The organism is Novosphingobium chloroacetimidivorans (genome assembly GCF_014204535.1).
In the GTDB taxonomy this organism is placed as follows: domain Bacteria; phylum Pseudomonadota; class Alphaproteobacteria; order Sphingomonadales; family Sphingomonadaceae; genus Novosphingobium; species Novosphingobium chloroacetimidivorans.
Genome location: NZ_JACHLR010000004.1, coordinates 19,353 through 40,139, shown reverse-complemented (window position 1 = coordinate 40,139; position 20,787 = coordinate 19,353). Strand labels below are relative to the sequence as shown.

The following is a 20,787-nucleotide window of genomic DNA, read 5'->3' as shown; positions in this document are numbered from 1 at the left end:
GATGTTCGACATCGCTCCCCCATCCGACCTTCCCAAGCCCCTCGCCTATACCGCCCTCGCCCAATCGGCTGCGGCCCTGATCGAGGGCGAGCACGATCCGGTGGCCAACATGGCGAACTTGGCCGCGCTGATCTGGATGTCGGTGCCTCGACTGAACTGGGCGGGGTTCTACCGTATGGTAGAGGGCGAGCTCGTCCTTGGCCCCTTCATCGGCAAGCCTGCGTGCATCCGGATCCCGGTCGGCCAGGGCGTCTGCGGCACCGCCGCCGCGCTGGGTGCGACGCAACTGGTGACCGACGTGCATGCCTTCCCCGGCCACATCGCCTGCGATGCGCAGAGCCGCTCGGAGCTCGTCGTCCCCGTTCTGGTCCACGGACGCGTGCGCGCGGTCATCGATCTCGATAGCCCCGAACTCGCTCGCTTCGACGAGGAGGACGCGGCCGGCATCGAACTTGTCGCCCGTGTCGCCAGCACTTTCCTTTGATCTACTACCCGACCTTGTTGCTCCAAATCGGCACAGGCGCTGCGATGCCGTGATCGCGGCCTTGGTGCTGGCGCAGCCAAGATGCTAAATTTCGCGTTAAGGCCGAACGATCCGGCATTCGGTGGACGCGAAAGGACCGCTCATGGCTCAAGGTTACTCACAGGTACGAATGCTGGCCACTCTGATGGTGCTGGCCGCAGGCGCATCGCCTGGGCTTGCCGCGGCGCAGGACGACCATGCATCGCGTTCGGGCTGGCACAACGGCAGTTGGTACGGCGATGCACCGCCGCCCGAGGCGCCGGCGCCCTACCCTGATCCCCGCCAACCGTTTCAATCGGAAGCACAGTTCCATGCCGGTGCGCGCGATGCATGGCTGGCTGACTGCCGGCAGCGCGTTGCCGCACGCGACGATGGCATCGGTGGAGCGGTCATCGGCGGCGTCGTGGGTGGTGTTGCCGGAAACCGGATCGCCGGGCGCGGCAACCGCACCGTCGGCACGGTCGCGGGTGCAGCGGTAGGAGCCGTCGCCGGGGCCGCCATCGACCGCGCGGAGGATCGCGGCCGCGCGCGCGACGAATGCGAGGCGTACCTGGACGATTACTACGCGCGCTACACCGCAAGCTATCCGCAATCCGGATATGGCGGTCAGGCATACCCGGGCTACGGCTATTCCGGATATGCACCGGCGTATGGCTATCCTGCGGGCTGCTGCACCAGCGCGCCGGTGATGATGGTTCCGGCACCAGCTGCGCCGCAGTGCACCGAAACGGTCGAGTACGTCTACGAGGATGTTCCGGCACGCCCTCGTACTCGCCGGCATGTACCAGACAAGCGCGTGAAGATCGTCCCGGACAAGCGGGTGCGGATCAAGTAATCACATTCTCGGGAGTACGTACAGTTGACCGGCGGTTCAGATGGAGCCGCCGGTCAACCGTTGACAGATCAGATCCAGCTGATCGAGCGTCGCATACTTGATGGTAACCAATCCGGATTTCGGGTCGGCATCGCTCTGAATACGCACGGGCAAGCCGAGAAATTCTTCAAGGTGGCCTTGTACGGCGACGATATCGGCATCGTCGCTTGCGTTTCGGGCAGTGCGGGCGCGGCGCGGCGCGGCATCGACTTTTGACTGGCGGCGGACCAGCTTTTCCACCTCGCGCACCGACATCTGCTTGTCCACAGCGGCTTGCGCGATCTGTTCGGCATCATCCGCACCGATCAAGGCGCGGGCGTGACCCATCGATAGCGAGCCGCGCTCCACCAGATCCATCACCGGCGCGGGCAAGGCCAGTAGCCTCTGCAGATTGGCGACATGGCTGCGGCTCTTGTCCACCATCTTGGCGATCTCGGCCTGGGTGAGCCCCTCGCTCTCGGCCAGGCGCTGATAGGCGCGCGCTTCCTCGATCGGATTGAGGTCCTCACGCTGGAGGTTCTCGATCAGCGCCAGTGCCATGACGTCACGGTCGCTCAGCTCTCGGATCAGCGCCGGGATGTCGTGGAGCTGTGCCTTCTGGGCTGCCCGCCAGCGCCGCTCGCCAGCGACCAGCTGATAGCGGCCAGTGTCCAGCGCCCGCACGACAACAGGCTGGATGACACCCCGCTGCGCGATCGACGCCGCGAGTTCGTCCAGTGCCGCTTCGTCGAAGTGCCGCCTGGGCTGGTGTGGATCGGGAGAGATGGAGGAAACGGGCAGAAGCGCCAGGCCCGATCTCTGCAGCCCTTCCCGCGCCCCCGCATCAGTTCCACGTGAGACAGGCTCCTCGCGCCGTGTCTCGCCGAGCAGGGCGCCAAGGCCACGCCCAAGACCCTTGGCCTTCGACTTTGCCGCAGGTGCTGCAACGATGCTGGCTTCCTCGCTCATGCCGCCTTCCTCTCTTCGGGCAAGCGCGTGATCAGTTCGCGCGCGAGCGCGATGTACGCACGGCTCCCTGCACATGCGTGATCGTAGATCAGCGCCGGGACGCCATGGCTCGGCGCTTCCGACAGGCGCACATTGCGCGGGATCGTCGTCTCGAACACGAGCTTGCCAAGGCATGATCGCACGTCATCCGCGACCTGATCGGTCAGCCGGTTGCGGCGATCGAACATGGTCAGTGCAATACCGATGATCCCCAGGTCTGGGTTAAAGCGCTGCTGCACGCGCTCGACTGTCGTCAGCAGCTGGCTCAGCCCTTCGAGCGCGAAGAACTCGCACTGAAGCGGCACCAGCAATGTATCCGCAGCCGTCATCGCATTGAGCGTCAGCAGACCGAGCGACGGGGGGCAATCGATCAGGCAAACATCGTAGCCCAGATCGGGCTGCAAGGCCTTCTGCAAACGATGGGCTCGATCATCGACGCCCACCAATTCCACCTCGGCTCCCGAAAGATCGACCGTTGCTGGACAGAGGTCGAGCTTGGGGATCGGTGTCGGAACGATGCAGCTTTCCATACTCGCTTGATCGACCAGCACGTCATAACTCGATCGGTCGCGCTGTGCTGTGCCGACTCCGATCCCCGTCGAGGCATTACCCTGCGGATCGAGATCGATCAGCAAGGTCTTCCACCCCGTCGCGGCCAGCGCCGTCGAGACGTTGATTGCGGTTGTGGTCTTGCCGACCCCACCCTTCTGGTTGGCGATAGCGATGCGGATCATGCTGCCGTACCTTTCCGGCCGATGAGTTGACCGACAAGGATGCCGGCCTCAGGATCGGTCAAGGATTGTTCCACGTGGAACTTGTGATTCCATCCGCGGAGCTCATTCACTTCTTGGCCCGCCGACCGGCCTTTGGGCAAGACCCAGCACGTCGTGGCTGCCGAAAACCGAGCGGATAAGTCCAGGAGCTCGGCTAAAGGCGCAAACGCTCTTGCCGATATGACATCGAATACCTTCGTCGGCACGGTTTCCAAGCGCCGACCTTCAACATCGACATTTGTGAGCCCAAGGCGATCTACCATCTGGGTCAGCCACTCAACGCGTCTGGTGCGCGACTCGACAAGCGTCACGTTCCAGTCACTCCTTAGGATCGCTATCACGAGCCCGGGAAATCCAGCGCCAGTGCCGAGATCTAGCCACGTCGATGTTTCATGTGGAACATGTGCCAAGAGTTGCGCGCTGTCGAGAATGTGCCTCGCCCACATACTTGGCAGCGTTGCCCTTGCGACCAAGTTCTGCCGCTCGTTCTCTTCGATCAATGCACTGATGAAGCTATCGAGCTTCGCCTCAGCTTCATCACTCTGTGCAAGTGCAAGCGTCTGCGATCGAGCGCCTGCCTCGGTCATGCAGCGAGCTTTCGGCGTGCGTGAACCAGCAAGGCCGACAATGCCGCAGGCGTCACACCGGGAACGCGGCCGGCCGCGGCCAGCGTTTCTGGCCGTGCACCGGAAAGTCGCTCCACCATCTCCGATGAGAGCCCAGGCACGTCGGCATAGGGAAAGTTATCGATAAGGCGCAGAGACTCACTCGCTCGAAGCTCGCGTAGTTCCCGCTCCTGCCGATCAAGGTACGGCGCGTACGCCAGATCTTCGGTCATCTCATCTACCAAGTCATCGTGCGCTTGTTCGAGCTGTGGCAGCCACGGTGAAAGCGCTGCGAGATCGACACCGTCGAAGCGCGTCCACTCTCGCAATGGCATAGTGCCGAGATCCTGGCGAACCGATAGACCGCACGCCGACAGCTGGGCTGCGGACACTTCCGCATCCAGGTGGCTCTCCAGTTCGGACCGACAGTGCTGCCGCTCGGCAAACCAGGACGCGCGTTCGGCACCAACGGCACCCAATTGCGTCGCTAACCCGGTGAGTCGCGTTGCAGCATTGTTGGCACGAAGCCGGAGCCGATATTCCGCCCGTGCGGTGAGCATGCGGTATGGTTCGCTCACACCTTGCAAGGTCAGATCATCGATCATCACGGCCAGATAGCTGTTGGTTCGATCGAGCGCTGGCAGGTCGCGATCCAGAACCGCGCATGCTGCGCTCATCCCCGCGACAAGCCCCTGCCCCGCCGCTTCCTCATACCCGGTCGTTCCATTGATCTGGCCGGCACAGTAAAGCCCCGGAAGGTCTCTTAGCTCCAAGGTCGATCGCAGCGCGCGTGGGTCGATGTGGTCGTACTCCACGGCATATCCGGGGACCACGATCTCGACGCTCTCGAGACCTTCGATCGTTCGCAGCATCGTGGCTTGCACGTCTGCTGGCAAGGACGTGCTGATGCCATTGGGATAGACCAGGTGTGATCGCAAGCCTTCCGGCTCCAGGAAGATCTGGTGGCCGTCCCGATCCGCGAAGCGATGAATCTTGTCCTCGATCGACGGACAATACCGCGGGCCTCGCGCACCGATCGCTCCACTGAACAGCGGTGAGCGGTGAAGGTTGGCGCGGATGATATCATGCGTCCGTACGTTGGTGCGCGTGATGGCGCAAAACACCTGGGGGTTGGCGCGAGCACGGACCATGGGTGACATGGTCCACGGATCGGCGTCCGACGGCTGTTCGTCCAACAGTGACCAATCGATGGTTCGACCATCCAGTCGCGGCGGCGTCCCCGTTTTCAAGCGGGCCATGGGTAAGTCGAAGCTGCGCATCTGGCGCGCCAGTAGCTGCGCCGATGCCTCGCCGATGCGGCCACCTTCAAGCCTCTCCTCGCCGCGGAACAGAGTTCCTCCCAGGAAGGTGCCCGTGCACAGGATGGTGGCTGCAGCGGAAATTTGCTCGCCACCTGTGAGCTCGATGCCTTCTACCCGTCCACCTACCAAACGGAGCGATGCGACCTCCCCCTCAACCAGGTCGAGGCCCGCGGTCGCTGCAAGCTGCCGCTGGATGGATGCCTTGAAGAAAGTCCGATCCGCCTGCACCCGGGGACCTTGGACGGCACTGCCTTTGGAGCGATTGAGCATGCGATAATGGATTGCGGCCGCATCCGCCGCGCGGCCGATCAACCCATCGAAGGCGTCGACCTCTCGGACAAGGTGCCCCTTGCCCAGGCCACCGATCGCCGGATTGCAGCTCATGGCCCCAACCGTCGTCAGGTCGAAACTGACCAAGGCGACACGCGCGCCCATGCGAGCCGCAACCGCGGCGGCCTCGCAGCCGGCATGACCGCCGCCTACGACCACAATATCGTATGTGTGCATGACGCGGCTTTTAGCGTGACAGTCGCCGGTGGTCAAAGCTCATCCATGTTCCACGTGGAACATCACTTGCCGATGCAAAATCGTCCGAACAAGGCATCGAGCATGTCCTCGGTTGCAGCACGCCCGAGCAGCCGATCGAATGCGCTTCTGGCATTGCGCAACAACTCGGCAATCAGGAGCGGATCGACTTGAGAACCTGCCTGATGCAGGGCCTCTGCCGCCTCCAAAAGCAGAGTGCCCTGACGTTGGTTCAAGGCAAACTGGTTTGGACCCGGCAGCGCGGTGCGCGCGAGATCGATGAGATCGCTTTGTAGCTCGGCAATGCCCGCGCCCGTTTCAGCCGAGACGCGGTGACGGGGACGGACTTTGCCCTTGTGCGAGGCAAGATCGGCGAAGCTGTCGAGTTCCCAGACGCACCTGCCCTGCCCCTCGCCTTCCGGCCCCAGCCAGAGCACAAGGTCCGCTCGCGACAACTCCTGTGTCGCTCGGTCGATGCCGATAAGTTCGACGGCGTCCTGTGTATCGCTGCGTAGGCCCGCGGTATCTACGAAGAGAAAAGGAATGCCTTGCAGCGCGACGGGCCGGGTCAGCACATCGCGTGTCGTCCCCGGGATGGGCGTGGTTATGGCAGCATCGGCATCAACCAAGCAATTGAATAAACTGCTTTTTCCGGAGTTCGGCGGCCCCGCGAGTACCACGCGAAAACCCTCGCGCAGAGATTCCGCGCGCGGTCCGGCCACGAGCGCATCGATTGCGGTGGCCAAGCGGGCCAGATCGAGGGAGAAGCTGGGTGGGAGATGCGCGACATCATCCTCGTCGCCGAAATCCAGCACCGCTTCGACTTGTGCCGACAACACCAGCACTTGGTCGCGCCACTCGGAAATCTGCGAGGACAAGCCACCACTCGCCAGCGCGAGAGCGTGGCGCCGCTGCAGTTCGGTCTCCGCGGTCAGCAGATCGGCGAGACCTTCCGCTTCCGCGAGATCGATCCGGCCATTGGCGAAAGCGCGCCGGGTGAATTCTCCGGGTGTCGCCCAGCGTAACCCAGGTAGTTCGGCCAAGGTCCGCTCGACCGCCGCAACCACCGCCCTTCCCCCATGCAGGTGGAATTCGGCCAAGTCCTCACCGGTGGCCGTTGCCGGACCTGGAAACCACAGGACCAGCGCCTGATCCAGCGGATCGCCGTTCCGATCCCGCAAGCGCCGCAGGCTGGCATGCCGCGCTTGAGGGACCTGGCCGGCCAATGCTTCGACAGCACCGGCAGCCGCGGGCCCGCTGATCCGCACGATGCCGATCGCGGCCGGCGGCGCACCGCTGGACAAGGCGAAGATCGTGTCGTTCATGCCGTCGCGTCACGGAAACTTTTAGAGGAGCGGCTTAGCGATCCTCGGGCTTTGGCGCGCCTGGCTTGGACATCGCCATCGCCGCGCCGCCTTCCATCAACTGCTGGAACAGTTTGAGGCCGAACTGGCCCATCGGTGCCATCTGCTTGGCCAGGTCCTGCATCTGATCGACGCTGCCGACACCTTGCATCGCCTTGGCGAGCGCATCGACATAGACCTCGTTGGCGCGAGTCACATCCGGCAGGCCCAGAAAGCGCCTCGCCTCTTCCGGCGAGCAGTCCACCTCGACATTGACCTTCATCGGGCTCTCCTGCCTCGCTTTCCTTCCGTTGTGCTGACACATGCGCTTGGCAAAGTCCATTGCGGCAGCCTAATCCCATGCAAGCGAAGACGCCCGGTGACACAGGCAAGGAGAGCCCCATGACCACGAACACCCAGATCCCCACTCTCGACGACGACGGACAGATCCCGGTCCTGGTCATCAAGCCGGAGGGCACGCCGCGCGGTGCTGTGATCGTGCAGCAGGAGATCTTCGGCGTGGACGCCGGTATCCAGAAGAAGGCGCAGCAATGGGCCGATCGCGGGTACCTTGCGGTGGCGCCGGATACGTTCTGGCGCCAGCAGCCGGGCGTCGCTCTCGATGCCGACATCCCGGAGCAATTCCAGGAAGCCGTCGGCTACATGATGAAGCACGACTTCGACCTGGGCATTCGCGATATCGAGGCCGTCATCCACTGGATCCGTCGCGATGCGGATGTGGCCAAGGTCGGGCTGGTCGGCTTCTGCATGGGCGGCCGCGTCGCCTACATGGCCGCAGCGCGCACGGACATCGATGCTTCGGTCGGCTACTACGGCGTGATGATCGACCAGATGCTGGGCGAAAAGCATGCCATCGCCAAGCCGCTCATGCTGCATATTCCCACCGCCGATCACTTCGTCAGTCCCGATGCCCAGAAGGCCATGCACGAAGGGTTGGACGATCACCCGAAGGTCACGCTGTACGACTACGAAGGGCTCGACCACGGCTTCGCCGCCGAGATCGGCTCACGTCGCGACGAGGCGGCAGCACAGCTTGCCGATGAGCGCACAGCAGCGTTCTTCGCCGAGCACTTGGGTTAAGCGAGCGCCCTCAATCCCCTCACCGGCAAATCCTTGAGCGCGATGGTTGTATGACCATCGCGCCAGCAACAGGTTCAGGCATGGCAGACGGCTATCGATTGGTCATCCGGGACCACGGCGGACCCGAGGCGATCATGCGAGAGGACGCGCGGTTCGCGGATCCGGGACCGGGCGAGCTGCTGATCGAAACCGAGGCAGTCGGCCTCAATTTCATCGACGTCTACTATCGTATCGGGCTCTACCCGGCGCAGCTGCCTATCACGCTCGGTTCCGAAAGTGCCGGGACAGTCGTGGCCGTGGGTGAAGGCGTGGATGGCTTTGCTCGCGGCGAACGTGTCGGCTGCGCGCAGGGCGACGGCGCCTACGCCACGCATCGGGTCATCAAGGCAACGCAGGCGGTTCGGTTGCCCGAGGCGGTCAGCGCCGAGATGGCTGCGGCTACCATGCTCAAGGGCTTTACCGCGTGCTATCTTGCCGAAGATATCATCCCGCTGGAGGCCGGACAGATCGCCCTGGTACATTCGGCAGCAGGCGGCGTCGGCTCGCTGCTGGTGCCCTGGCTACGAGACAAAGGCGTGATCGTCGTCGCGCATGCCGGAACCGCGGACAAGGCCGCAAGCGTGGACGCGGACCATGCGCTCAGCTGCAGGTTCCAGGACCTGCCGCAGGCGCTGCTGGAGGCGACCGGCGGGCGCAGGGCTGACGTGGTCTACGATGGGGTGGGCCAGGCCTCCTGGACCGCCTCGCTGGCCTGTCTGCGCAAGCGCGGGCTGATGGTGAGCTTCGGCAATGCATCGGGCCCTGTTCCACCGGTGGCGCTGACCGACTTGATGCGCGCGGGTTCGCTGATGGTGATCCGACCGACGATGGCGGACTATATCGGCACGCCCGCAGAACTGGCGCATACCGCCGAGCGGCTGTTCGACAGGATCGCGCGCGGTGTGGTGAAGCCCGTCATCGGGCAACGCTACGCGCTTGCAGATGCCGCCGAAGCGCATCGGGCGTTGGAAGCACGGCAGACGACCGGATCGACGGTGCTGATCCCCTGAAGCAGGAGTCACGTCGTCCCGGGTCAGTCCCGGGACGACGCTCAAGGCTCAGAACAGGGTGCCGATGCCGAGCTGCGGGTCTACCCAGCCTTCGTAGATCATCTTCAGAGCAACGTAGACGATAACCGCGAGGCCGATCCACGCGATCCAGCGGAAGCGCTCGATATAGCGGGCGATGAAGTTTGCCGCGAGGCCCATCAGGGCAATGGCGAAGACCAGGCCGACGATCAGAATGCCAGGATGCTCACGCGCCGCACCCGCCACGCCCAGCACGTTGTCGATGCTCATCGACACATCGGCGACCGCCACGGAAATGGCGGCGCTGGCGAAGCTCTTGGCCGGCTTCAAGCCGGAACGCTCGTCGCCCGCGACCTCGGGAGAGCCATGCGAATGCACGTCCTGCCCGCCATGGGTGTGGAGCTCGCGGTACATCTTCCAGGCGACCCACAGCAGCAACAGGCCGCCGGCGAAGACCAGGCCGACGATGCCGAGCAGCCAGGTCACGATCAGCGCGAAGCCGATGCGCAGGACCAGCGCGGCGAGGACGCCGATCAGGATGACCTTCTTGCGCTGCTCGGCGGGAAGTCCCGCAGCGAGCGCACCGACCACGATCGCATTGTCGCCCGCGAGCACGAGGTCGATCATCATGACTTGCAGGAACGCCGCCATCGCCGATGGCGTGCCGATGTTCGAGAAGTCGTTGACGATATGCTGCCAGATCTCGGCCGGTCCCCCGATCGAGGGAGCGGCAGCGGCCAGCGTCAGCAAAAGATCCAAGGCCACTGCCCCTTACTGGTTCATCGTTGCGAAAAAGTCCTCGTTGGTTTTCGAGTCCTTCATCTTGTCGAGCAAAAACTCCATCGCATCGACGGTTCCCATTTGCATGAGAATGCGGCGCAGGACCCACATCTTGCTGAGCTGGTCCTTGGGGACGAGCAGCTCTTCCTTGCGGGTGCCGGACTTGCCGACGTCGAGCGCCGGGAAGATGCGCTTGTCGGAGACCTTGCGGTCGAGGACGATTTCCGAGTTACCGGTGCCCTTGAACTCCTCGAAGATGACCTCGTCCATGCGGCTGCCGGTGTCGATCAGGGCGGTGGCGATGATCGAGAGCGAGCCTCCCTCCTCGATGTTGCGCGCGGCGCCGAAGAAGCGCTTGGGGCGCTGCAGGGCGTTCGCATCGACACCGCCGGTCAGCACCTTGCCCGAACTGGGCACCACGGTGTTGTAGGCGCGGCCGAGGCGCGTGATCGAATCGAGCAGGATCACGACATCGCGCTTGTGCTCGACGAGGCGCTTGGCCTTCTCGATCACCATCTCGGCGACCTGGACGTGGCGCTGGGCGGGCTCGTCGAAGGTGGAGGAGATGACCTCGCCCTTCACCGAGCGCTGCATGTCGGTGACTTCCTCGGGGCGTTCGTCGACCAGCAGGACGAGCAGGAACACCTCGGGGTGGTTGTCGGTGATGGCCTTGGCCATGTTCTGCAGCAGCACGGTCTTGCCGGTGCGCGGCGGAGCGACGATCAGGGCGCGCTGGCCCTTGCCCTGCGGGCTGATGAGATCGATGACCCGCGCCGACTTGTCCTTGACCGTGGGGTCGAGGCCATCGAGGTTCAGGCGCTCGTCGGGATAGAGCGGCGTCAGGTTGTCGAAATTGGTGCGGTGGCGGACCATGTCGGGATCGTCGAAGTTGACCTTGGTCAGCTTCGTGATCGCGAAATAGCGCTCGCCGTCGCGCGGGGCGCGGATCTCGCCTTCGACGGTGTCGCCGGTGCGCAGGCCCCACTTGCGGACCTGGTTCGGCGAAACGTAGATGTCGTCCGGTCCGGCCAGATAGTTCGCCTCGGGGCTGCGCAGGAAGCCGAAACCATCGGTGAGCACCTCGATGGTGCCCAGCCCCATGATCTCCTCGCCATCCTCGGCCACTTCCTTGAGGATGCCGAACATGAGTTCCTGGCGGCGCATGGTGGACGCGCCTTCGACGCCGAGTTCCTCGGCCATTTCGACCAGCTCGGCCGGGGTTTTCTGCTTGAGTTCTTTAAGGTGCATGATGTGGTGTCTTGATTTTCCGTGAGGATCGGGATGGCCGGCGGACCGATGGGCTTGGGGAAAGCGGATCCGGGCAAGGCGAGGGAACCCTCGCGGCCCTGTGCCGGAACGTCGGGTAGATAAACGTTGTGCCGCTGGCGGTCAATCGACTCGCGGCAGGTCGGGGCTCGGGAACGCCCGGCCTTCCGGCACCGCGTCACCCTGAACTTGTTTCAGGGCAAATCGGGCAGTCTGGGCCGGAGGGTTGCTTCGCCGTACGCCGGTGCCCCGGAAGGCCTCAGAACGGCTTCACGACCACCAGGATCACGATCAGCGCCACGGTAACGCCCGGGATCTCGTTCAACAGCCGCAGTGCCTTGCCCGAGAGCCGCCGCTCGCCCTTGGCCAGCTTCTTGGCATAGCCGACCATCCAGCCGTGATATCCGCTGAGAGCCAGCACCAGCAGCAGCTTGGCGTGCAGCCATCCCGCGACCCACCATTGTCCGGCGCTCGCCACCGCGATGCCAAGAACCCAGACCAGCACCAGCGCCGGCGTCAGGATGATCTTGCGCAGCTTGGCTTCGCGATCGAGCCAGCGCGCTTCCTCGGCCGAGCCCGGCTCGCTCTCCTGGTGATAGACGAAGAAGCGCGGGAGCATGAACAGCCCGGCCATCCAGAAGATCACGAAGATGACATGCCCGGCCTTGAGCCAGAGGTAGATTGCGGAAAGCTGGTCCATGTGCCGCCCTTAGCGCGGTTGAAGGGCCGCGTCACGCCGTCGCGGGCTCGACCCGGGGCCGGTTTTGCGACGAGCCGACCTTGCCGAAGGCGCCATGACGAGAGCTTGCGACATGCCGAAACCGGTCCCGGGTCACACCCGCGACGACCTCGGCCCTCTCCGTCTAGCCTTCCGCGCCGCGCACCACTGCCAGCAATCTCTCGACATGCTCGATCGGGGTGAACTGGCCGATACCGTGCCCCAGATTGAAGACATGGGGGCGCCCCGCGAAAGTATCGAGCACGCGCCGCGTCTGGCGGTCCAGCTCGTCGCCGCCGGCCAGCAACAGCAGCGGGTCGAGGTTGCCCTGCACCGGCATGCCCTGCGGCAGCGCCTCGGCGGCCCACAGGGGATCGATCGTCTCGTCCAGCCCGACCGCGTCGACGCCGGTCTCGCGGGCATAGGCAGGCAGCTTCTCGCCCGAGCCCTTGGGGAAACCGATGACGGGCACGCCCGGGTGCCGCTCGTGGATGGCAGTCGCAATCAGGGCGTTAGGGGCGATGACCCAGCGCTCGAACTCGGCCGGGGCCAGGCTGCCTGCCCAGGAATCGAACAGTTGGACCGCCTCGGCTCCGGCGGCGATCTGGCCCGAAAGGTACTCCACCGTGACCGCGATGATGGCATCGACGATCGCCTGGAAAGCGGCCGGGTCGCGATAGGCCATGGCGCGCGCCTCGTGCTGGTCGCGGCTGCCCTCGCCCGCGACCATGTAGGTGGCGACGGTCCAGGGACTGCCGGCAAAGCCGAGCATTGTGGTCTCCGGCCCAAGCTGCGCGCGGACCTTCGCCACCGTGTCGTAGATCGGCGACAGGCGTGAGGGCACGGGCTCAAGGCTGGCGAGCGTCGCGTCGACCAGCGGCGGCGCCAGCCTGGGCCCCTCCCCTGCCAGGAACGTCAGGTCTTGCCCCATCGCGTAAGGCACGATCAGGATGTCGGAAAACAGGATAGCACCATCGAAGCCGAAGCGGCGGATCGGCTGCAGCGTGATCTCGGCGGCGGCATCGGTGTCGTAGACCAGCGCCAGGAAACCGCCCTTCTCCGCCCGCAGCGCGCGGTATTCCGGCAGGTAGCGCCCCGCCTGGCGCATCAGCCACACCGGCCGCCTCGGGGAGGCTTCGCCCTTGAGCACGTTCAGCAGAGTTCCGGGCATCGCGGCTTGGTCCCACTTAAATAATATTAGATTCTTAGAAGGATGATGGAGTCTGTTGGCCCTGTGGAAACTGGGGACGGCGGCGCCTTGCCCGATTTGTCCGGCGCTGAACAGTCCTTCGCCTGCTGCCGACTCCCGACGCCCTGGCGGTCAAGCAAAGGTTGTGCGCCTTATCCCCAGCCTGTCGAGAACCGCCCTGCCCTGTCCGTAACTCGGCCGCGAACACGCCGGTAGTGGGGGCAGAATCCCGATGCCGAGTTGTCACCCGCCCTCTCCCGTGGTTTATGCCACGCGTATCCACAGGGTTTCCGGAGCGGCTGCCGGACAGCACGGGTTCGCGAAAAGGGTCATGGCGCGCTTCCACCTTCACCTGCTGTCGGACTCCACCGGAGAGACGCTCGAGATGATCGCCAAGGCGGCACTCGCGCAGTTCGACGACACCGAAGTCGTGCGCCATTTCTGGCCGATGGTGCGCTCGCAGCAGCATCTCGACCGCATCATGGGCGAGATCGCCGCCAATCCGGGCCTCGTGTTCTTCACCCTCGTCAACGACGAGACTCGCGGCAAGCTGGAAGCGCGATGCCAGGTGCTCGGCCTGCCCGCGATCGCCGTGCTCGATGGCGTAACCGACGCACTGGAAGACCTGCTGGGCCAGGAGGCCAAGGGACGCCCAGGCCGTCAGCACCGGTTGGACGAAGCCTACTTCGCGCGCGTCGATGCGATCCAGTTCACCATCGCCCACGACGACGGCATCGGTTGGGAGAACTGGGAGGAAGCCGATATCGTGCTGGCCGGCGTCTCGCGCTCGTCCAAGACGCCGACCAGCATCTATCTCGCCAATCGCGGCTACAAGGTCGCCAACATCCCGATCGTGGTCGAAAGCCCGCCGCCCTCGCTGCTCTACGACTTGAAGCGGCCTCTCGTGGTGGGTCTGACCACCGCGCCCGAGCGGCTGATCCAGATTCGGCGCAACCGCCTGCTCTCGCTCAGCCAGTCGCCCGACACCGATTACGTCGACCAGGACAAGGTCGAGACCGAGCTGAAGTACGCGCGGCGCATGTTCGCGGACAACTCGTGGCCGGTGATCGACGTCACCCGCCGTTCGATCGAGGAAACCGCAGCCGCGGTGATCAACCTCTACAACGAGCGCCACGCCGCCAGTGGCCAGAGCGGCAGCGATCCGCGCCCGATATGATTTTAAGAGCGAACCGCCGATGAGCCTCGTCCTCGCCTCCAAGAGCGCGTCGCGACAGGCCATGCTGGCCGCGGCCGGCGTGCCCTTTACCGCGCGCCCCGCCGACGTGGACGAGCGGGGCATCGAGGCGGCGCTGGTCGGTGCAAGCCCGGCCGACGTGGCGCTGGCACTCGCCCGCGCCAAGGCCCTGGCGGTTTGCGCGCAAGTCCCCGGGGAACTCGTGCTGGGCAGCGATTCGCTGGTCGAGTGTGCGGGTCGCCGGTTCGACAAGCCGGAAAGTCGTGATGCGGCGGCAGAGCACTTGCGCTTCTTCTCGGGCAAAGTGCTCGACCTGCACAGCGCCGCCGTTCTGGCGCGCAACGGCGAGGTCATGTGCGGCGAGGCACGGGTCGCCCGCCTGCATGTGATCGACCTGTCCGAGCGCTTCATCGAGGACTATCTCGATCACGAGTGGCCTGCCGTGTCCGCCTGCGTCGGCGTGTTCCGGATCGAAGGGCGCGGCGTTCAGCTTTTCCGGGCGATCGAGGGCGATCACTTCACCGTGTTGGGCATGCCGCTGCTGAGTGTGCTGGCCTTCCTGCGCGAGCTGGGAGTGCTGCGGCGGTGAGCCATGTTTCGGACGAGCCCTATGCCGAGGTGATCGGCGATCCGATCGTGCAATCGAAGTCTCCGGCGATCCATGGGTTCTGGCTTACCGAGCTAGGGATGGATGGCCGCTACGATCGTTGCCACGTCACGGCCGATGGCTTGGAGCGCTACCTCTCGCTGCGGCGTGCCGATCCCGCATGGCGCGGTTGCAACGTCACGATGCCGCACAAGCAGGACGTGTTGCCTCTGCTCGATGCCGTCGAACCGATCGCACGGCGCATCGGCGCCGTGAACACGATCGTGCGCGGTGCGGACAGCACGCTGACCGGCACCAACACCGACGCGGCCGGGTTCATGGAACCGCTCGGATCGGCTCGGTTCGAGACGGTGACGGTGATCGGGGCGGGGGGTGCAGCCCGCGCGGTGCTGGCGGCGCTCGCCGACGCCGGCACGGGGTGGATTTCGCTGCAGAACCGCAGCCTCGACAAGGCGCAGGCGCTGCTTGCCGAATTCGACGTGCCGGGACGCGCCTATGGCCTGGGCGAGCAGGTCCCGGCCGCCGACCTGCTGGTGAACACCTCTGCGCTCGGCATGACCGGGCAACCGCCCTTGCCGCATCTGCTCGACGATGTCGCGGACGGTGCGGTGGTCTACGATATCGTGACCAGTCCGCTCGACACCGTGCTGCTGTGCGAGGCCCGCGAGCGCGGGTTCGCGACGGTGGACGGCCTCGCCATGCTGATCGGCCAGGCGGACCAGGCCTTTGCTCGCTTCTTCGGCACGCACCCGCCGCGTGGCGAGGACCAGCGCCTGCGAGAACGAATCCTGTCGGGACAAGGGGGATGAGCAAGACTCGCCCCAAGATCCTCGGGCTCACCGGCTCGATCGGCATGGGCAAGTCAACGGTTGCCGCCATGCTGCGCGCGCTGGGCGTGCCCGTCTTCGATGCCGACGCGGCGGTGCACGCGCTGCAAGGCCCCGGTGGCGCACTGCTACCGGCGATCGAGGCAGCCTTCCCGGGTACCACCGGAGCGGCCGGTGTCGATCGACCCAAGCTGGGCGCGCTGGTCTTCGGCGATCCCGAGAAGCTCGCCCGGCTCGAATCGATCGTCCATCCCGCGGTGGCGGAATTGCGCCGCGACTTCCTGCGCGATCATGCCGCGCGTCCGCTGGTCGTCTTCGACATACCTTTGCTGTTCGAGAAGGGCGGCGCACAAGGGCTCGATGCGGTCGCCGTGGTCTCCGCGCCGGCCGCCGCGCAGCGCGAGCGGGTGCTGGCGCGGCCAGGCATGACGGAGGAGAAGTTCGCGCAGATCCTGGCGCTGCAGGTACCCGACGCCGAGAAGCGTACGCGTGCCGACTTCGTCATCGACACCGGCACCGATCTCGCCTCCACCCGCGCTGCGGTGGAGCGTATCGTGCACGGGTTCACGCAAGGGTTTGTCACGCACGATTAAGCCGACGCGCTCTTGCGCCCCGCTGGCGGCGGGTCGATATGGAGTGGAATGCGAGAGATCATATTCGACACCGAAACGACCGGCCTCGACCCCCGCACGGGCGACAGGATGGTGGAGATCGGCTGTATCGAGATGATCAACCGGGTCACAACCGGCCGCACCTTCCACGCCTACTTCAATCCCGGTCGGCCGATGCCTGCCGAGGCCGAGGCGGTGCACGGCCTGTCCGACATCTTCCTTTCCGACAAGCCGGCCTTCGCCGAACGCGTGCACGAACTGCTCGAGTTCATCGCCGACAGTCCGCTGGTGGCGCATAACGCCGGTTTCGACTTCGGCTTTCTCGATGCGGAGCTGGCCATCTGCGGCCATCCGCCGGTCTGCCGCACCCGCATGGTGGATACCGTCGCGCTGGCCCGCGTGCGGCATCCTGGCGCCAAGCTCTCGCTCGATGCGCTGTGCACGCGCTATGGCATCGATCGCAGCCATCGCACCATGCACGGCGCGCTGCTCGATGCCGAGCTGCTGGCGCAAGTCTACGTGGAACTGCGTGGCGGGCGGCAGATCGGGCTGGAGCTCGTGGCCGAGGTGGTCGAGGCCGTGACGGCAGGACCGGTGCTGGTGCGCCGCGAACGTCCGCCGCGCCCGGCTCGGCCTCATTGTGCCAGCGCGGAGGAACTGGCCGCGCACATGGCGTTTCTGGCTACGGTGGACACGCCGATCTGGTCCAACTAATTTCCAACCAAGAGGAGACAACGCCCATGGATATTCGCGTTTCTGGCCATCAGGTCGACACGGGCGAGGCGCTGCAAACCCATGCCAGCGACCGCCTCAGCACCATGGTGGAGAAGTACTTCAGCCGCGCATTGTCGAGCCATGTGACTTTCGGCAAGGCTCCGGCCAATGCGTTCCGTTGCGATATCATCATGCACGTCATGCAGAACCTGGTGCTGAAGGGCACCGGCGCCGCGCAGGATGCGCATGTCGCCTTCGACCAGGCCGCGGAGAAGATCGACAAGCAGCTGCGCCGCTACAAGCGTCGCCTGGTCGATCGCCATGAACAGAGCGCGCACGCCATGGCGGTGGAGGACGCGTCCTATACGATCTTCGAAGAGCAGGCCGAGCAGGACGAAGTCGAGGTGGATGCTCCGCTGGTCATCGCCGAGACGCGGGTCGACGTTCCCGAAGCGACTGTTTCGGACGCGGTGATGATGCTCGACTTGCGCAATACTACCGCGCTGCTGTTCAAAAACGCTGGCACTGGACGCCACAATATGGTTTACCGCCGCGGCGACGGATCGATCGGCTGGGTCGAGCCTTCTTCGACCCCCTGAGTGGGCGTCACGCTCTTCGGATTTGAAGTAGTGGGCCGAGGCCCCCGGTTTCGTCCGGGGGTTTCGTGGTTCCGGCGGTGTCGCGATCATGGGGTCGGGTGGTCCTGGCAGACCAGCCTGGCTCGAACACGATTGATGATTGAATGAGTGCTCTTTTCATTCTTCTGCCCGAAGCCGTCACCACGGCGAGCGGGGACGACAAGGCGGGCATCCTGGCGCGCCTCGCCGACGTTTTCGCGCAAGTCTATCAGCTTGACCGCGATCTGGTGCTGGAGCGGATCACGGAGCGTGAGCGTCTGGGCAGCACCGGCTTCGGCCGTCACGTCGCCATTCCCCATGCGCGGATTGCCGGGCTGAGCCGCCCGGTCGCCGCCGTGATCCGCCTCGATCGTCCGGTCGAGTTCGACGCCGCCGATGGCATGCCGGTGGACCTCGTATTCGGCCTGCTCTCACCCGACGGTGCCGGTGCCACTCACCTGCAGGCCCTTGCCGCCGTTTCGCGCATGATGCGTGACGAGCGCATGCATGCCGCGCTGGTGGCGGCGCCGGGCACGGATGCGATCTACAGCTTGCTGTCCAATGTCATCGATCGCGACGCCGCCTGAGGCGGCTTCGGGCGCCGAGCTTCACTGGCGCGCGCTGGAGGGGCTCTATGCGTCCGCTCCGATCAACCAGCTGTTCCGCTCTTCGCTGACGGTCACCGGCGAGGGCCGAGCCCGCATCGTCTTCCCGGTCGAGCCCGAGGTGTTCCATGCGGCGGGCGCCGCGCACGGCACCATGTACTTCAAGATGCTGGACGACGCGGCGTTCTACGCGGCCAACTCGCTGGTGACCGACCGCTTCCTGCTGACCACCGCGTTCAACCTCCACCTGACCAAGCCGGTGCGCGGCGGCACGATCGTCGCCGAAGGGCACTGGGTCAGCGGTCGCAGGCGTGTGCTGGTCGCCGAATCGCGGCTGGTGGACGAGGAGGGGGAAGAGATCGGCCGGGGTACCGGCACCTTCATGCGCTCGCGCATCGCGCTGTCCGGCCTGCGCGGCTACGCCGTCAAAGCCCCCGGCTGAGCAGGCGCGTGCGGCTCCCAACGCACCTGGAAGTCAGCGCTCTGATCCGCCGCGTCGAGGGAGAAGGGGGGTTCGCCACGGTGCTCGCCCGAGGCGACCGCGACTCCGGAACCTTGATGGTCGTTCTGACCGATCGTGGTACGTTATCAACCGCTTACGAGCGAATGCCGCAAGCCGACGGCACGCGCCGCTGGAGCCTGTCGCGAACGCAGGAGGCCGATGCACCACTCGCCTTCGGCGAATACCTGGAGCGTCGGAAAGATCAGGATCCGGATCTCTGGATCGTGGAACTGGACGTCCGCAATGGCGAACGCTTCATCGAAGAGCTGTCCCCTGGCTGATTGACTTCGCAGTTGCGGTAGGCCATCGGCGCTTTCGCTCACATGCGGAAGCGGCCAGGACGCGCAGTTCAGCGGTCCGGCTAGCACGCAGACGGGGGGCCATCGGCAGGCGTGCACGTACTATACGTGCTTGAGGGGCAAAGCGTTCCCGCGTGCGACGGATGCTCACCGCTTTTTGAACGTCTTAAATGCTACGTAAAGTACCAGCGGCGAGCGCAGTGGCGCTTGCCGGAATGCTGTTGACCGGTCTGTTCGGCTTCCGAGCCGCAGGCGCAGCAGCCGAAGTGATGATCCCGACCATCGTGCTTCCGGATACATCCACCCAGTTCGTCGCCAATCCCGTGGTGCAGCCCCTGCCGCAAGTCGGCACCGGCACTGACCCGGAGGCCAAGCTCGCGGCAGCGCGACAGGCCGGCACGCTCGGCGCTCTCGTCGATGCGCAGCCCACCGAGGGCGATCTCTCTCCCGAAATGCGCTGCCTGGCAGGCGCGATCTATTTCGAAGCGCGCGGTGAAACGTTGGAAGGCCAGCTTGCCGTCGGCCGCGTGGTCGTGAACCGCTCCAAGTCGGGCCGCTTCCCCGCCAGCTACTGCGGCGTCGTCTACCAGCCCTCGCAGTTCTCGTTCGTGCGCGGGCGCAGCATGCCCGCGGTGCGCACCGGTTCGCAGGACTGGCGCGAAGCGGTGGCGGTCGCGCGCATCGCAGATCAGAACGCATGGAACAGCGAAGCCCCGGAGGCGCTGTTCTTCCACGCGGCGCGGGTTTCGCCCAGCTGGCGGCTGACGCGCCTGGCACGCGTCGACAACCACATCTTCTACCGCTGAAATCCGGCGCTGAAGTCAGGCGTCGAAAACCGGCGTCGACCCGGGCTCGACCCGGGTCCGGTTTCGCCAATAACGAACCTTTCGTCAGGGCGCCGCTACGAAAGCCGGTGAGATGCCGAAACCGGACCCGGGTCAGCCCAGTCCGGAATGGTCCTCAGGTCCGCAGCGCTACCCACACCGGAGCGTGGTCGCTGGCCTTTTCCCGGCCGCGGTGCACCTTGTCGACACCGCAGGCGACCAGGCGATCGGCCAGCTCGGGCGAGAGCAGCGCGTGGTCGATGCGAAAGCCATGGTCGCGCTGCCAGGCGCCCGCCTGATAGTCCCAGTAGGTCCACACGCCACCGCGCGGGTTGTGCGTCGCCAGCGCGTCGGTCCAGCCTTCGTACATCAGCCGGGTATAGGCATCGCGCGAGCCGGGCTGCATCAGCGCGTCGCTGTCCATCGCCTTGGGGGCCCAGACGTCGCAATCGTTGGGGATGACGTTGTAGTCGCCGGTGACGATCGCCGGCACTTCCTCGGCCGCGATCTGGCGCATGCGGCTGCGCAGGCGGTCCATCCAGCGCAGCTTGTAGTCGAACTTGGGGCCGGGCTGCGGATTGCCGTTGGGCAGGTAGATGCACGCCACCCGGATGCCGAAGACCTGCGCCTCGATATAGCGCGAGTGCTCGTCCTCGGGCTCGCCCTCCAGGCCGCGCCGGACCTCGACGGGCTGTTCGCCGTCGGCCAGGATGGCGACGCCGTTGAAGCCCTTCTGGCCATGCCAGACCGCCTTGTAGCCCAGCTTCTCGAACTCGTCGGCCGGAAAGCCCTCGTCCTGCGTCTTGATCTCCTGCAGGCAGGCGACGGACGGACGCGTCTCCTCCAGCCATTCGAGCAGCCGCGGCAGGCGCGCCTTGATGCCGTTGATGTTGAACGACGCGACCTTGAGCAT

The 20,787-nt window shown here is 65.2% G+C and carries 25 protein-coding genes; 14 read left to right on the top strand and 11 right to left on the bottom strand.

Annotation, left to right across the window (positions count from 1 at the left end; genetic code table 11):
• The first annotated feature begins 1 nt into the window (after window position 1).
• Both msrC and HNO88_RS05785 read left to right on the top strand, forming a co-directional pair.
• A complete protein-coding gene (gene msrC, locus HNO88_RS05790) occupies window positions 2-484 on the top strand; it encodes a free L-methionine (R)-S-oxide reductase MsrC (protein WP_184243153.1) in 483 nt (160 codons plus the stop codon).
• 142 nt (window positions 485-626) lie between these two features.
• Window positions 627-1,358 carry a glycine zipper 2TM domain-containing protein gene (locus tag HNO88_RS05785; RefSeq protein WP_246381229.1) on the top strand — a complete coding sequence of 244 codons (732 nt, stop codon included), beginning with the start codon at window positions 627-629 and terminating at the stop codon, window positions 1,356-1,358.
• A gap of 36 nt (window positions 1,359-1,394) precedes the next feature.
• On the opposite strand, the gene HNO88_RS05780 is transcribed toward HNO88_RS05785, so the two are convergent.
• The 6 genes from HNO88_RS05780 to HNO88_RS05755 all read right to left on the bottom strand — a co-directional run bounded on the left by HNO88_RS05780 (window position 1,395) and on the right by HNO88_RS05755 (window position 7,235).
• Complete coding sequence (locus HNO88_RS05780; RefSeq protein ID WP_184243152.1) at window positions 1,395-2,345, bottom strand: ParB/RepB/Spo0J family partition protein; 951 nt, start codon at window positions 2,343-2,345, stop codon at window positions 1,395-1,397.
• A complete protein-coding gene (locus tag HNO88_RS05775) occupies window positions 2,342-3,118 on the bottom strand; it encodes a ParA family protein (protein WP_184243151.1) in 777 nt (258 codons plus the stop codon). Before HNO88_RS05775 ends, HNO88_RS05780 begins: the two co-directional genes overlap by 4 nt.
• Window positions 3,115-3,744 (bottom strand): 16S rRNA (guanine(527)-N(7))-methyltransferase RsmG, encoded by a 630-nt coding sequence (gene rsmG, locus HNO88_RS05770; protein ID WP_184243150.1) that lies wholly within the window; start codon window positions 3,742-3,744, stop codon window positions 3,115-3,117. Before rsmG ends, HNO88_RS05775 begins: the two co-directional genes overlap by 4 nt.
• A complete protein-coding gene (gene mnmG / locus HNO88_RS05765; RefSeq protein WP_184243149.1) occupies window positions 3,741-5,591 on the bottom strand; it encodes a tRNA uridine-5-carboxymethylaminomethyl(34) synthesis enzyme MnmG in 1,851 nt (616 codons plus the stop codon). The genes rsmG and mnmG overlap by 4 nt, the downstream gene beginning before the upstream one ends.
• A 62-nt stretch (window positions 5,592-5,653) precedes the next feature.
• A complete protein-coding gene (gene mnmE / locus HNO88_RS05760; protein ID WP_184243148.1) occupies window positions 5,654-6,934 on the bottom strand; it encodes a tRNA uridine-5-carboxymethylaminomethyl(34) synthesis GTPase MnmE in 1,281 nt (426 codons plus the stop codon).
• A gap of 34 nt (window positions 6,935-6,968) precedes the next feature.
• Entirely contained in the window at window positions 6,969-7,235 is a 267-nt protein-coding gene (locus HNO88_RS05755; protein ID WP_184243147.1) for a DUF6489 family protein, read from the bottom strand.
• A gap of 119 nt (window positions 7,236-7,354) precedes the next feature.
• On the opposite strand from HNO88_RS05755, the gene HNO88_RS05750 reads away from it, so the two are divergent.
• Both HNO88_RS05750 and HNO88_RS05745 read left to right on the top strand, forming a co-directional pair.
• Window positions 7,355-8,053 (top strand): dienelactone hydrolase family protein, encoded by a 699-nt coding sequence (locus HNO88_RS05750; RefSeq protein ID WP_184243146.1) that lies wholly within the window; start codon window positions 7,355-7,357, stop codon window positions 8,051-8,053.
• Between the two features lie 80 nt (window positions 8,054-8,133).
• Window positions 8,134-9,102 (top strand): quinone oxidoreductase family protein, encoded by a 969-nt coding sequence (locus tag HNO88_RS05745; RefSeq protein ID WP_184243145.1) that lies wholly within the window; start codon window positions 8,134-8,136, stop codon window positions 9,100-9,102.
• A gap of 48 nt (window positions 9,103-9,150) precedes the next feature.
• Here HNO88_RS05745 and HNO88_RS05740 read toward each other — a convergent pair whose 3' ends face one another.
• The 4 genes from HNO88_RS05740 to hemE form a co-directional block, all read right to left on the bottom strand.
• A complete protein-coding gene (locus HNO88_RS05740) occupies window positions 9,151-9,879 on the bottom strand; it encodes a TerC family protein (protein ID WP_184243144.1) in 729 nt (242 codons plus the stop codon).
• A 12-nt stretch (window positions 9,880-9,891) separates the two neighbouring features.
• A complete protein-coding gene (gene rho / locus HNO88_RS05735) occupies window positions 9,892-11,148 on the bottom strand; it encodes a transcription termination factor Rho (RefSeq protein WP_184243143.1) in 1,257 nt (418 codons plus the stop codon).
• A gap of 277 nt (window positions 11,149-11,425) precedes the next feature.
• Window positions 11,426-11,866, bottom strand: a complete 441-nt coding sequence (locus tag HNO88_RS05730; RefSeq protein ID WP_184243142.1) for a CopD family protein — start codon at window positions 11,864-11,866, stop codon at window positions 11,426-11,428.
• 163 nt (window positions 11,867-12,029) lie between these two features.
• Window positions 12,030-13,055 (bottom strand): uroporphyrinogen decarboxylase, encoded by a 1,026-nt coding sequence (gene hemE, locus HNO88_RS05725; protein ID WP_184243141.1) that lies wholly within the window; start codon window positions 13,053-13,055, stop codon window positions 12,030-12,032.
• Window positions 13,056-13,404: 349 nt separating this feature from the next.
• Between hemE and HNO88_RS05720 the strand changes: the two genes are divergently transcribed.
• The 10 genes from HNO88_RS05720 (at window position 13,405) to HNO88_RS05675 (ending at window position 19,856) form a co-directional block, all read left to right on the top strand.
• Window positions 13,405-14,250, top strand: a complete 846-nt coding sequence (locus HNO88_RS05720) for a pyruvate, water dikinase regulatory protein (protein WP_184243140.1) — start codon at window positions 13,405-13,407, stop codon at window positions 14,248-14,250.
• A 19-nt stretch (window positions 14,251-14,269) separates the two neighbouring features.
• Window positions 14,270-14,857: a Maf family protein gene (locus HNO88_RS05715; RefSeq protein WP_184243139.1), complete on the top strand. Its 588-nt coding sequence runs from the start codon at window positions 14,270-14,272 to the stop codon at window positions 14,855-14,857.
• Entirely contained in the window at window positions 14,854-15,684 is an 831-nt protein-coding gene (locus tag HNO88_RS05710; protein ID WP_184243138.1) for a shikimate dehydrogenase family protein, read from the top strand. Before HNO88_RS05715 ends, HNO88_RS05710 begins: the two co-directional genes overlap by 4 nt.
• A complete protein-coding gene (gene coaE, locus HNO88_RS05705) occupies window positions 15,681-16,295 on the top strand; it encodes a dephospho-CoA kinase (protein WP_184243137.1) in 615 nt (204 codons plus the stop codon). Before HNO88_RS05710 ends, coaE begins: the two co-directional genes overlap by 4 nt.
• A 48-nt stretch (window positions 16,296-16,343) precedes the next feature.
• The gene (gene dnaQ, locus HNO88_RS05700; RefSeq protein ID WP_184243136.1) at window positions 16,344-17,027 is read left to right on the top strand and encodes a DNA polymerase III subunit epsilon; all 684 of its coding nucleotides are present in this window, start codon (window positions 16,344-16,346) and stop codon (window positions 17,025-17,027) included.
• A gap of 26 nt (window positions 17,028-17,053) precedes the next feature.
• Complete coding sequence (gene hpf, locus HNO88_RS05695; RefSeq protein WP_184243135.1) at window positions 17,054-17,626, top strand: ribosome hibernation-promoting factor, HPF/YfiA family; 573 nt, start codon at window positions 17,054-17,056, stop codon at window positions 17,624-17,626.
• A 143-nt stretch (window positions 17,627-17,769) separates the two neighbouring features.
• Window positions 17,770-18,231 (top strand): PTS sugar transporter subunit IIA, encoded by a 462-nt coding sequence (locus HNO88_RS05690; RefSeq protein WP_184243134.1) that lies wholly within the window; start codon window positions 17,770-17,772, stop codon window positions 18,229-18,231.
• Window positions 18,206-18,691 (top strand): PaaI family thioesterase, encoded by a 486-nt coding sequence (locus HNO88_RS05685; RefSeq protein ID WP_184243133.1) that lies wholly within the window; start codon window positions 18,206-18,208, stop codon window positions 18,689-18,691. Before HNO88_RS05690 ends, HNO88_RS05685 begins: the two co-directional genes overlap by 26 nt.
• A gap of 8 nt (window positions 18,692-18,699) precedes the next feature.
• On the top strand, window positions 18,700-19,032 hold the full coding sequence (locus tag HNO88_RS05680; RefSeq protein ID WP_184243132.1) for a DUF1491 family protein: 333 nt from the start codon (window positions 18,700-18,702) through the stop codon (window positions 19,030-19,032).
• A gap of 233 nt (window positions 19,033-19,265) precedes the next feature.
• Window positions 19,266-19,856 (top strand): cell wall hydrolase, encoded by a 591-nt coding sequence (locus HNO88_RS05675; protein WP_246381227.1) that lies wholly within the window; start codon window positions 19,266-19,268, stop codon window positions 19,854-19,856.
• Window positions 19,857-20,010: 154 nt separating this feature from the next.
• Here the strand turns inward: HNO88_RS05675 and xth are convergent, their stop codons facing one another.
• Window positions 20,011-20,787 (bottom strand): exodeoxyribonuclease III, encoded by a 777-nt coding sequence (gene xth, locus HNO88_RS05670; RefSeq protein WP_184243130.1) that lies wholly within the window; start codon window positions 20,785-20,787, stop codon window positions 20,011-20,013.

Bases quoted from the DNA above. Each gene is read 5' to 3' on its own strand.
- dnaQ (WP_184243136.1), top strand. From the start codon at position 16,344: ATGCGAGAGATCATATTCGACACCGAAACGACCGGCCTCGACCCCCGC.
- HNO88_RS05780 (WP_184243152.1), bottom strand. From the start codon at position 2,345: ATGAGCGAGGAAGCCAGCATCGTTGCAGCACCTGCGGCAAAGTCGAAG.
- rho (WP_184243143.1), bottom strand. From the start codon at position 11,148: ATGCACCTTAAAGAACTCAAGCAGAAAACCCCGGCCGAGCTGGTCGAA.
- HNO88_RS05690 (WP_184243134.1), top strand. From the start codon at position 17,770: ATGAGTGCTCTTTTCATTCTTCTGCCCGAAGCCGTCACCACGGCGAGC.
- mnmG (WP_184243149.1), bottom strand. From the start codon at position 5,591: ATGCACACATACGATATTGTGGTCGTAGGCGGCGGTCATGCCGGCTGC.
- msrC (WP_184243153.1), top strand. From the start codon at position 2: ATGTTCGACATCGCTCCCCCATCCGACCTTCCCAAGCCCCTCGCCTAT.
- HNO88_RS05720 (WP_184243140.1), top strand. From the start codon at position 13,405: ATGGCGCGCTTCCACCTTCACCTGCTGTCGGACTCCACCGGAGAGACG.
- xth (WP_184243130.1), bottom strand. From the start codon at position 20,787: ATGCTCAAGGTCGCGTCGTTCAACATCAACGGCATCAAGGCGCGCCTG.
- hpf (WP_184243135.1), top strand. From the start codon at position 17,054: ATGGATATTCGCGTTTCTGGCCATCAGGTCGACACGGGCGAGGCGCTG.
- HNO88_RS05685 (WP_184243133.1), top strand. From the start codon at position 18,206: ATGTCATCGATCGCGACGCCGCCTGAGGCGGCTTCGGGCGCCGAGCTT.
- hemE (WP_184243141.1), bottom strand. From the start codon at position 13,055: ATGCCCGGAACTCTGCTGAACGTGCTCAAGGGCGAAGCCTCCCCGAGG.
- coaE (WP_184243137.1), top strand. From the start codon at position 15,681: ATGAGCAAGACTCGCCCCAAGATCCTCGGGCTCACCGGCTCGATCGGC.
- HNO88_RS05785 (WP_246381229.1), top strand. From the start codon at position 627: ATGGCTCAAGGTTACTCACAGGTACGAATGCTGGCCACTCTGATGGTG.
- HNO88_RS05745 (WP_184243145.1), top strand. From the start codon at position 8,134: ATGGCAGACGGCTATCGATTGGTCATCCGGGACCACGGCGGACCCGAG.
- HNO88_RS05750 (WP_184243146.1), top strand. From the start codon at position 7,355: ATGACCACGAACACCCAGATCCCCACTCTCGACGACGACGGACAGATC.
- HNO88_RS05715 (WP_184243139.1), top strand. From the start codon at position 14,270: ATGAGCCTCGTCCTCGCCTCCAAGAGCGCGTCGCGACAGGCCATGCTG.
- HNO88_RS05755 (WP_184243147.1), bottom strand. From the start codon at position 7,235: ATGAAGGTCAATGTCGAGGTGGACTGCTCGCCGGAAGAGGCGAGGCGC.
- mnmE (WP_184243148.1), bottom strand. From the start codon at position 6,934: ATGAACGACACGATCTTCGCCTTGTCCAGCGGTGCGCCGCCGGCCGCG.
- HNO88_RS05675 (WP_246381227.1), top strand. From the start codon at position 19,266: ATGCTGTTGACCGGTCTGTTCGGCTTCCGAGCCGCAGGCGCAGCAGCC.
- rsmG (WP_184243150.1), bottom strand. From the start codon at position 3,744: ATGACCGAGGCAGGCGCTCGATCGCAGACGCTTGCACTTGCACAGAGT.
- HNO88_RS05775 (WP_184243151.1), bottom strand. From the start codon at position 3,118: ATGATCCGCATCGCTATCGCCAACCAGAAGGGTGGGGTCGGCAAGACC.
- HNO88_RS05730 (WP_184243142.1), bottom strand. From the start codon at position 11,866: ATGGACCAGCTTTCCGCAATCTACCTCTGGCTCAAGGCCGGGCATGTC.